This is a genomic window from Methanomethylovorans sp., assembly GCF_050177135.1.
GTDB lineage: Archaea > Halobacteriota > Methanosarcinia > Methanosarcinales > Methanosarcinaceae > Methanomethylovorans.
Genome location: NZ_JBFXHJ010000087.1, coordinates 1 through 7,620, shown reverse-complemented (window position 1 = coordinate 7,620; position 7,620 = coordinate 1). Strand labels below are relative to the sequence as shown.

At 46.6% G+C, this 7,620-nt stretch carries 9 protein-coding genes; 3 read left to right on the top strand and 6 right to left on the bottom strand.

Annotated features, from left to right (window positions below; translation table 11 throughout):
* The 3 genes from larE to AB7U21_RS07900 all read left to right on the top strand — a co-directional run.
* Positions 1-744 (top strand): ATP-dependent sacrificial sulfur transferase LarE (gene larE, locus AB7U21_RS07910; protein ID WP_428388144.1); only part of this gene is annotated, 744 nt, incomplete at its 5' end.
* Positions 725-1,201, top strand: a complete 477-nt coding sequence (locus AB7U21_RS07905) for a GNAT family N-acetyltransferase (RefSeq protein WP_333787721.1) — start codon at positions 725-727, stop codon at positions 1,199-1,201. The genes larE and AB7U21_RS07905, both read left to right, overlap by 20 nt.
* Positions 1,170-1,715, top strand: coding sequence for a DUF531 domain-containing protein (locus AB7U21_RS07900; protein ID WP_428388142.1), 546 nt, complete (start codon positions 1,170-1,172; stop codon positions 1,713-1,715). The genes AB7U21_RS07905 and AB7U21_RS07900 overlap by 32 nt, the downstream gene beginning before the upstream one ends.
* Before the next feature lie 23 nt (positions 1,716-1,738).
* On the opposite strand, the gene AB7U21_RS07895 is transcribed toward AB7U21_RS07900, so the two are convergent.
* From AB7U21_RS07895 to AB7U21_RS07870, 6 genes are all read right to left on the bottom strand, one after another.
* Positions 1,739-3,217, bottom strand: coding sequence for a phenylalanine--tRNA ligase subunit alpha (locus AB7U21_RS07895; protein ID WP_428388140.1), 1,479 nt, complete (start codon positions 3,215-3,217; stop codon positions 1,739-1,741).
* Between the two features lie 30 nt (positions 3,218-3,247).
* Positions 3,248-4,546 (bottom strand): tryptophan--tRNA ligase, encoded by a 1,299-nt coding sequence (locus AB7U21_RS07890; protein ID WP_428388138.1) that lies wholly within the window; start codon positions 4,544-4,546, stop codon positions 3,248-3,250.
* Positions 4,547-4,652: 106 nt separating this feature from the next.
* On the bottom strand, positions 4,653-5,870 hold the full coding sequence (locus AB7U21_RS07885) for a radical SAM/SPASM domain-containing protein (RefSeq protein WP_428388136.1): 1,218 nt from the start codon (positions 5,868-5,870) through the stop codon (positions 4,653-4,655).
* Positions 5,857-6,645 carry an RAD55 family ATPase gene (locus AB7U21_RS07880; RefSeq protein WP_428388133.1) on the bottom strand — a complete coding sequence of 263 codons (789 nt, stop codon included), beginning with the start codon at positions 6,643-6,645 and terminating at the stop codon, positions 5,857-5,859. Before AB7U21_RS07880 ends, AB7U21_RS07885 begins: the two co-directional genes overlap by 14 nt.
* 82 nt (positions 6,646-6,727) lie before the next feature.
* Positions 6,728-7,336, bottom strand: coding sequence for a translation initiation factor IF-2 subunit beta (locus AB7U21_RS07875; protein WP_292352889.1), 609 nt, complete (start codon positions 7,334-7,336; stop codon positions 6,728-6,730).
* 33 nt (positions 7,337-7,369) lie between these two features.
* The coding region (locus AB7U21_RS07870) for a 50S ribosomal protein L16 (protein ID WP_428388131.1) at positions 7,370-7,620 on the bottom strand (251 nt) is incomplete at its 5' end.

The window sequence follows — 7,620 nt, the reverse complement described above, 5'->3', positions numbered from 1 at the left end:
GCATTCTCAGGCGGAGTGGACAGTTCCGTCCTTGCCGCCCTTGCCTGCGAAGCATTGGGGGATCACGCGCTGGCAGTCACTATCAATATGTACTCTCTGCCGGCAGGGGAGCTGCAAATGGCAAAAGGTGTTGCCAGAGAGATCGGGATAAGACACAAAGTAGTGGATTTTGACGAGTTCAATGTACCCGGTTTCGTAGAGAACTCTCCCGACAGGTGTTACCACTGCAAGCGAGCCATTCTTGAAACCCTTTTCAGGGTTGCTGAAGAGGCAGGATATGAAGTTGTGATAGAGGGTACGAACATCACGGAAACGCGAGGTCATCGTCCTGGCATGCAGGCTGTTGCGGAAATGGCTGACCGTGTGATGTCTCCTTTCCTGCAGTTCTCGGTGACCAGAGAGGAGATCAGGCAAATGGCAGGACATATGGGGCTTTCTGTTGCCCGGAAGCCTTCTTCACCGTGTCTTGCATCACGTGTTCCCTACGGTAAGAAGATCACATCTGAGATCATTGCACGAGTGAGGTCTGCAGAGGAATACTTATCAAATATGGGTTTTACTCAATTCAGAATCCGGGACCATGGAGATGTTGCAAGGATAGAGGTAAAGCCTTCCGATCTTCCTGTTGTGCTGCAAAGGAAAGACGATATTGTGAATGAGCTTAAAAGACTCGGGTTTCATTACGTAGCCCTTGATCTCGAAGGTTTCAGGAGTGGAAGCCTGGATGAAACTATCAGCAGGTGATGTTGGCGTCCGGCCTGCCACAGAGCAGGATATGCAGGATATCAAATGCATTGCTTCCACATATTTTCTGGATACGGATGGACTGGAATACAACGATTTTATCGTGGCAACGCTGGAAAACAGGATAATTGGCATTGCCTGCTTCAAGGATACGGAATGTCCTGAACTGCATACCATTGCCGTGCATCCTAATTACAAAGGGAAAGGTATAGGTGCGTTGCTTATCAGGGAAATTGGCTCTACCCTGTGCAAAGGTCAGGAGCGTATATATGTACGGACCACCGCCCCGGGCTTTTTTGAAAAGGTGGGATTCGTAGCTCTGGAAAACAATATGAAAAAGGAATTGTGGACCGATTGTGCAGGTTGCGACAGGTTTAACAACTGTAAACAAGCTGTTATGCGTCTGGAACTGCGGAGAGAAGAATATGCTGACAATGGGAATAATCAACACCTATGATAAGATCAAAGTACTTGATGCTCACTACCGTGCCATCGCCAGGGCAGCTCCCATCTGCCATGCGTTCGGATTTCGACTCGCATTATACGATTTCCCTTTCAATATGACCGCCGAAGAACTTGTGGAATATGTCACCGATAAGACCACCATCGGCGAATCAGGAAAATACCTCCGTCTGCTGCATGAAAAAGGCCACTTCTTTGTTTTCGATCTGCCTAAAAAGGGCTTTCAGCCCCAGTTCGGCTCAGCGGTTGTAACGACCTCGAAGCCTGAAAAGAAACGTTCCATAACTCCCGATGACATTGCGAACGGAATTCTCAGAAAAAGCTCATACCTGCTGCTTGTCGGCCTTGGCAGGAAAGGCCTCCCTAAAGAAATGTTCGAACAGGCTCCCCTTCACCTTGATATCACCTCAGCTGGCATCTCCCTGGAAACCTGCACAGCCATCGGATGCATTCCTGCGTATATAATGGGCATAGTGCATACTAAGCAAAATTCAAAAGCTCAGGCTTAGAGAATGGATAAAATAAGAGGCTTTCAAAGCCTCGGAGAAGGAGTCTTGCGCAGCCAGTCGATATCCGATTGGTACAATTCTCGCAGATCCTTAAGGTCCAGTTTGAGCATTGCCAGACGGCTTACTCCCAAACCCCAGGCAAGGACAGGGTACTTGATACCAAGGGGGTGGGTAACTTCCTTTCTGAATACGCCTGCGCCCCCAAGCTCTACCCAGCCCAGACCTTCAACGTAGACCTCAGGTTCCACACTGGGCTCAGTATATGGGAAATAGCCTGGCCTGAAGCGCACATCCTTGAACCCCATCCTGTGATAGAACTCAGAAAGCAGACCAAGAAGATTGGCAAAGGTCATATCCTTATCCATTACCACACCTTCCAGTTGTTCGAATTCCGGGGTGTGGGTTGGATCGATAGTTTCCCTGCGGTATGCCCTGTCAATGGAGAATGCCTTGACAGGTGCCTCCGGATTATCTGCAAGGTATTTGATCGTCACAGCAGTGGTATGCGTTCTAAGGACATTCTTGCAGGCAATTTCCTCGCTCCACCTGCCTCCCCATCCTTTTGAGTCAAGCTCTCCTCCATGCTCATGCATAGCACATACCTTGTCTTTGTACTCCTCTGGAAGTTCTGAGGTTTCTTTGAGGTGGAAAGTATCCTGCATTTCCCTTGCAGGGTGGTCCTGTGGCTGGAACAGGGCATCGAAGTTCCAGAAAGAGCTCTGTACTATATCTCCTTTTATTTCAGTGAAACCCATTTCCAGAAAGATCTGGCGCATCTGGTCGATAAGGCGCTGATAAGGATGTATCTTAGCCCCATATACAATACGGGGTGGTGTATGAATATTATAAGGTCGGAACTTTTTCTCTTTCCATTCTCCACTCTTGATCATCTCGGAAGTAAGCTGAGCAACCTCTTCTTCCAGAGTGATACCTTCCCGCACAAGTTCCTCACCACTGGCAGTGATCCGGAAGGTCCGCAGTTTTTTCTCGTTCTTGTTCACCAGCTTGCGTTTTATGAGTTCCTGGATAATAGCGTTGTCAACTCCCAGCTGTTCAGGCGTTACCTCCCCACTGCTCAAATTAGTAAGGGCTTTTTCATCATCACCGATGTCAGCTTTACCCGAAGGGATCACATTTCCCTGCTCTATATTTGCCCATCCCTTGCGGCGAAGCCATCCTGTAGCGATGCTCACTATTTTAGGTGATACTTTTCCCTTCAGCTCTTCCAGAGAAGTCGGGCCAGACACGGCTACGATCATTTGCCTCTCGGGAAGGCCAGAACTTGCATACTCTTCGCCTTCGGAGGTCAGGCTGTAAGTTTCTATAACCTGTTCCAACACATCAGCAAGTCCTTTCTCCTGCAGCATAAAGGCAGACTGGATAACTGTTTCGACCTTCAGTCCGGAGATCTGCGCAAGTTCTGCAGGGGTCAAATTACCTTGCTTCCCCAGACCTATCAGAACAACTTTCTCGTTAGTGGTTAGATTATACTGGTGGTTCATTGTCACACCTGGTCTAAGCTATCATTGAATTCATAAGCAATATTCATCAAGTCTTTCCCTGGCAAGCTCTCTTTTCTCCTGGTGATCCTTCAGGAACTTTTCCATTCTTTCAGCAGCCAGGTTCTTACAACTGCCGCAGGTTCTCTGTCCTGTGACACATTCCTCACGTATCTGCAAAAGCTCCTGATCATCTTCCATGAGATGGAAAAGCAAAAGCTCGTAGACAGAGCATTTATCAGGTTCTCCGCCCAATTTCTTTTGCTCCTCAAGGCTAATGCGGCCTCCGGTCTTTGCACGTTTTACCTTTTTTGCACCTTCTTTTGGGTCATCGAGAAGAGCTATATGGCTTTCAGGGATACTGCTTGACATCTTCCCACCCTGTAGACCGGACATGAAACGATGATAAGTGGCTGCCGGCGGGACAAATGCATAACCTCCATAATGAAGCTCAACATCCCTTACCGTCTTTAACAATTCTTCAAAGTTGTCAGCATCAAGAACATCCAGATGGCCTTCAAAAAGTTTTGTGCTGCCGGAGATCATATCATGCAATTCTTCCAGTGCTCCCTGGGGAGCTGCTTTACTGCGTATGCTAAAATAATGATTTCCGTCTTTATCCTCTCTGCCTTCGATTTTGAACATGTTCATCTTATGGCCAAGTCCGCGGGTAAGACGGATATGCGGATCCTGGTCAGCACCTACAGGTATAACGGTCGGCTTTGGTCCGCCGTACTCCTCAAGCTGAGGATGAAGGATATCAGCACTCTGCGTTACTGCACTTACCATATGGGAAACACTTGTTTCTCCGGTGAATCCGTAGATGGCACTTAATTCTGAATAATTTACCTTGGAGCCGAGTTCAAAAGAAAGGTCCTTCACATTATCTGAAGTGGACTGGAAATAAATGTGTCCATGAGGTTCAAAACCAAGGGCAATGAGGCTTAATATGTACTCATTGATGCCTGTATCCCTGCATTTATCCCATGAGATCCCTCTTACGGAATGTGCTTCGCGGTCAGCTATTCCCACAAAAGCATCGGCTCCTTTCTGCTGATGCCATATTATCTCTTCCATAACCATCTTGTGTCCAAGATGTATTCTGCCGGATGGCATGAATCCACTCATTACGGCAAAAGGTTCTTTTTTATTCATAGCATCAAGCACATGCTCATAACTGCGATGGCCGAAGATCACTTTTCTGCGCATTAGCCTGTGAGGATCCTCTATGCGGGAATATAAGTCATCGAACGGCATTATACCAAATTCCTCAAATAATTTGGAATAATCTTCGATATTCGTTGAGCTCCATGGATCGATTTTTACATTCATGAGGGATCTAGGTCCTGTTTATGTTAATATCTATCATATGCCCCTGGCTACCTGGCAATAGTAGAAACACGTAGTTATATGTAAATGTTCTTGTTGTGGATGGAGATCATCTGGGTTCTTTTTCCAGCAACCTGAAATCATATGGTGCTGACTCTTCCTTGGGTATACTTCTCACCAGTTCAAGGAATGCAGGTTCATGCATTTTGCAGGTATAACGCTCTCGCCTGTAATGTGAACTTTTACGTATCCTTTTCCATATGGTCTTCAGTGACTCTTCACGGACGTTACCATAGCTGAACGGAATATACGGACATGGTTTCACTGAGCCTTCAACACATAGGTGTAGCCAGCGCTGGCCAGCCATGCATCCCAGCATACGGCCTTCAAAATAAGTATTTGCGAATATACGCGGACCATCCTTTGAGGAGTTGATACGCTGATACATATCCAGGATCTCTTTACGCTGCAGATCGGAAAGTATCGGATCTTCCGGTTTCTTGGGGATACTTTCCCACAAGGAGAATTCATGCACTCCCAGAGATGCTGCCATTTCATACATTGCAGGCAGTTCTTCTATGTTCCGGGGAGATACATGGGTGCACATTGTGACCAGCAGCCCGGCATCAAGTCCCATTTTCATAGCAGAGGTGGCCTTTTCAAAAGCGCCTTCAAGCCTGCGAACTTCATCATGTTTTTGTGGTTCAGTGGAATAAATGCTCACCAGCAGATTGTACAAACCTGCTTCTTTCAGTCTTCTTGCGGCCTCTGGGGTCATTTCAGTACCTGGAGTATACATATTGACAATGGCACGCTCTTTATCAACATATTCAATAAGCTCAAATATATCCTCCCTAAGCATGGGGTCCCCTTCAGTAAAAGTGATTATGAAAGCCCCCATGTCCAGTGCTTCATCAATTACTTTTTTCACTGCGGAAGTGTCAAGTTCGCCTTCTCCGCCACTTATAACACAATGGGCACACTGGCACTTACATTTGCGCGTGATCTCAAAAGATACGGTCTCTGGTACATATCTGCCAAGTGCGGTCTGTATCTCGGCAAGCAACAATCTGTTGAAAGCTTTGCTGGGGATAGGTGGAAGCCATGTGGAAGCAACAATATGATCTTCCTTTACAAGAGCTGGTTTTTCTTCCTTGAGGCGGGAGTTGATCCTGTCCAGAAAAGGAGTGCATGGCCTTTTGAGCCCCCCTTTTGCCTCCAGTTTGACAAAAGCCCCATTCTTATGTAATTTAATGGTGAGTCCTGGAATAGATACAAGAGTGATGTCAGCTTCAGGACCTTCTGAAGGATGTTCAGCGGAATTCATTGATATTCTCCTTTTTTTGGGGAGCACTGCAGAAAATGTCTGCTTTCTCACTTAGAAGGGATCCATGGGGATCAACAACCAGCCCTGCATCAGTGATCCTATACTGGTGAATGGATTCGTCGTGTTTGACCCCTCTCATTTTAAGGATCTCTATAAAGCGTATCCTTTCATTTCCGATCCTTGACATATTAAGGGAAATAACACCCTCTGCAAGATACTCCTCCACATTGAAAGTATCTTGCACATATTTATCTTCACTTGAGATAAGGGTTGTGCAGTACAGGTTCTCTATATTCTTTATAAATTCCAACAACATGAATCTGATGTTGACCGGATCCTGCGATATTTTCAGTGTTGTGATGGAATCAATGAACAGGCGCTTTGCACCGATCTGCTGTACATTCTGATATATCTGATTAAGGACGCCTTCAAGTGTCATTTCTTCAGCATCTACCTTTTCATCGGTCATCGATCGCTTTATGTATCTGCTATACTTAAGGGGATCAGCCCGGATGATCCTTAGCTTGTTCTCTTTTACCAGCCTTTCAAGATCCCAGCTATGCCGCCACATATTGCGCATTATTCTGGCGGGGGACTCGTCAAAAGTGACATAAACACCAGCCTCATTGTATCTGGTGATACCCTCATAAAGATACTGTATTCCAAAAGTAGACTTGCCTGCTCCCGGTCCCCCTGTAAGCAGGATCACATCATCTTCGATAAAGCCGCCTTCGATCAGTTCATCAAAACCAGGTATTCCAGTAGGAACTCTCATAAAAGGACCTTCAAGCAGTGTTGGATAGTAAATTATATTTCATGTTATATAATCTACTATTCCTGTATGCTGTCTATGCCCTTTAAACCCTTTCTGCAAAAGCCAGATTTCCACTGATCCTCTTGATCCTGGCTTTAACAGTTTGTCCTTTTGAAGTGTTCGGAACGAATATAGTGTATTTGGATAATTTAGCTATCCCGTCGCCTTTCGAACCGACGGAATCTATCATCAGTTCATATTCCTTTCCTTCTTCGATCTCATCTTTTGGGGCCTGAGCTACTGCACGTCTCTTTTTGACCGGTCTGTGGCCACCACATGCCGAACATCTGAGCATTAGCACCCTGTCGACCTTGACAAGTTGCGTATCCGGACGACCACATTCAGAACAGATGACATACTCCTCAACATAGGCGTCGATGTTGGATTTTAGCATCTCTTTAGTGAAACGTCCCTGGAATACAGCTCTGCTTCCTTCGATCTTGCCCGCAGTACCTAGTTCCCGGGTCAGGTACTTCATCAAGTGGTCCGGGTCCCTGTTGAATACATCCGCTATGTTGCCAAAATTGTCAAGGATGGTAGTTTTTCCTTCAACCAATACCCTGGGTTCGGGGACCACAAAACGTTCACCAGTGGTTTCCATGTCAGGCAGGTCGGCCAACGCGCGGTCAAGCAACTTTTCATAGCTATCCATGTCTAATACCTCAGGAACACCGGATATAAAGACTTACTGTACAAGTTCCAGTCCCTGGTCTATTACTATTCTCACAGGTGTGGGAAGCTTCTGACCTGCACGCCTAAGTGCATCCTTAGCGACAACATAATTCTCTTTGTTCACGGATACTGTGAAGACCTTCTGGCCGGCAGACACCCTTGCAGCGGTTCCTACGTTCTTCCCGTAGGCACCTCTCATACCGCTTGATACACGGTCTGCACCGGCGCCCGTTGCCTGCTTGTTCTCTCTTAGAACCTCATGGG